Genomic DNA, 2,382 nt, shown 5'->3' with positions numbered 1-2,382 from the left:
TCGGAGGTGTATAAGAGACGGTAGATAAGCAGTATAGAAAGAATGAACGCTAGCCTGTTTCTAATTAATGAGTTGTAGGCTTTATTTGGGCTGCAATCATGAAGCAAAACTGGCTATTCAAATAGCGTGTGGCGGATGAAAAAATAAAAATTAGTGGCTTAACTAAATGAAACGGACAGGTGTGACCAACCTTGCCGCAGAATCGGCCTTAATTATACAGCCCAGCCCCCACTCTTTTGAACGTGTCAATGCATGTTCGCCAGCGTGGAATGATTTATCAGTGACATCAAACGCGTTATCCAAATGTGTCATCGTGACTGGCTTAAGATATGATCAACCATCAAGATGGATTGGTATTACAAAGCGTAATACAGGTAAACCGCTGATAGAAATGATCAAACGTTCGATTCGCTAGCACAGACGATTTCGGCAACTAGGTTTCTGAGGAAAATGTGTTTTCATAAAATAACGTTATGACGCAATGCGAATAGTCTAATGTCGATTATTGCCATGAAGAATAGTCAGTACGATGAAATACGGCCCTATCACATTGACAGGATACTCTATGACTAATTTGCTATTACCCTAAGTAGTTTTATAATAAGCAGTGGCGTATAAAAACTCTAATCTTAGTTTAGGTCAGAGTAATCAGCAGGTAACACCTTAGCTTACCCGATGTAACAGACGGTCCCATCTTTATAGCTAATATTGAAGTGAATTTATTTGTGGCTGGTTTATCCTTTCTTACGTTGTTTGTCGGTAATTATTTGTTAACAAGAGCCTGTTTATCTTTCCCGAATATCTCCTGAGTAGTCGGTCTGAGTGCTTGAGGTAAATAATTATTTGGATTAGGTGCTGGCATGCAGTATCGGTTGTTTAAAGTACGAAAGATAGCATAACAATTAAACTGCACTAGCGATGTTAAGTGTCACTTATATACGAACACTAATCCCTTTTCTGTTGCTTATGTAAACTTTTTAAAAACCACCCCTAGTTTGTGTTTGTCACTTAGGCAATGTTATTAAGTGCTAATTAAAAACGGCAACAAAAAATACCTAACAGAAAGTTGCATCCAACACTCTGCTGAATCTGCCGCTTAAGAATGAGCCACTTAAGAATGCGTTACTTAATACTTACCCAAACTTATCGTCCTAAAGGTGGGAACCAAAATACGGCCAATAAAAAGGCCAGTCGTATAACGACTGGCCTTTAATAGGTTTAAACCATCTCCTATCAAACCATATTGATAGAGGAATGCGTAAAAGCGCTTATACTGCGCTTATAGGGTCTAATGTCTAAGGTTGAACCTCTAGTACAGTTGTGCCTTGCGCTTCACCTTCCTCGTTGAAGAAAGTTACACCACCCATGTAAAGTGTGCCTGGCTCCAAGCCTCTAGTCGTTATCCTAATGTTGTTAAAACGTCCGTCAATTGCTCGTCTGGAACCGCTTATACGAGTAGATGACTGTGCACCAACTGCAACCCAGTTAAGTGGTGTTACATTTGCAGTTGCTAATACTGGCTCTTCACCTTCAACCGGCTCTGGACCAGGTACAAACCAACCATGGACAGACACGATGTAAAGTCCAGCAGGTACATCAGATAAGATAATGTCCTCATTAGAACCACCTCTAGCTGATGTTCCAACCAATACATCTGGCTCGCCTGGTGCTCGATAATGTAAATACAAATCAAGATCTGTACCTTCAACGTCTACAAGTTCTTCTAGTAGTGATACACGAAGCACTTTAGTGTCAGGAAGGTTATACCCATATATAGCAGTACCCGCTTCAAACAATTCAAATGATTGGTCTGGATCTTGTTGAACCGTTTCATTTCCAAAACTAAACGGTGCTTCTAATCCAGCATAATCCAAACTAGTAGTACCTGAATACAACATTTCTACTGGAAAGCTTGCGCGTCCACGGCGTAGCGAAGTCGAAATAGACTCTGGAACATTGATACTAATTTCTGGAACTGGGAATATAGCTATTGGACTACGTACCTCTATGCCATTATCTCCGGTGAAAGTGATTGCACCAAACGCCCACTCATTAAATACCGTGTTCTCAGTTACTTCGAATGTGATGGCATAACTAGCCGTACTATTCGCCGTCACTTCTAAGATATTATTATCGTCAGAATTTTCTATTACAACTGTTGCTGATATACCCGCTGGTGCTTCTATTGTGTAGGAGTAAGAGCTGTTAATTCCCGATACATCGGTTACTGTGCGGAATACCGTTTCACTTTCACTTAACTCGCCAATCGCAATAGAGGGATAGTTAAGCTGACTAGGATCTGTAGAGATAGTTGTTGCTACATCAGCACATGACAATCCCGATTGACTTATTACAGCAGCATCCTCGCCTAAACCACATAAT

General features: G+C 40.6%; 1 protein-coding gene and 1 pseudogene. One reads left to right on the top strand and one right to left on the bottom strand.

Annotation, left to right across the window (positions count from 1 at the left end; translation table 11 throughout):
• The first annotated feature begins 166 nt into the window (after positions 1-166).
• Positions 167-415 (top strand): hypothetical protein, encoded by a 249-nt coding sequence (locus tag QZ562_RS20945; protein WP_293764633.1) that lies wholly within the window; start codon positions 167-169, stop codon positions 413-415.
• 880 nt (positions 416-1,295) lie between these two features.
• Here QZ562_RS20945 and QZ562_RS20940 read toward each other — a convergent pair.
• Positions 1,296-2,382, bottom strand: a pseudogene (locus QZ562_RS20940) (serine protease); the annotation flags it as partial.

Origin of the sequence: uncultured Paraglaciecola sp., from assembly GCF_913058035.1 — a bacterium.
In the GTDB taxonomy this organism is placed as follows: domain Bacteria; phylum Pseudomonadota; class Gammaproteobacteria; order Enterobacterales; family Alteromonadaceae; genus Paraglaciecola.
Note: the sequence above shows the minus strand (reverse complement) of the source record. Positions and strands in the feature narration are given on the sequence as shown.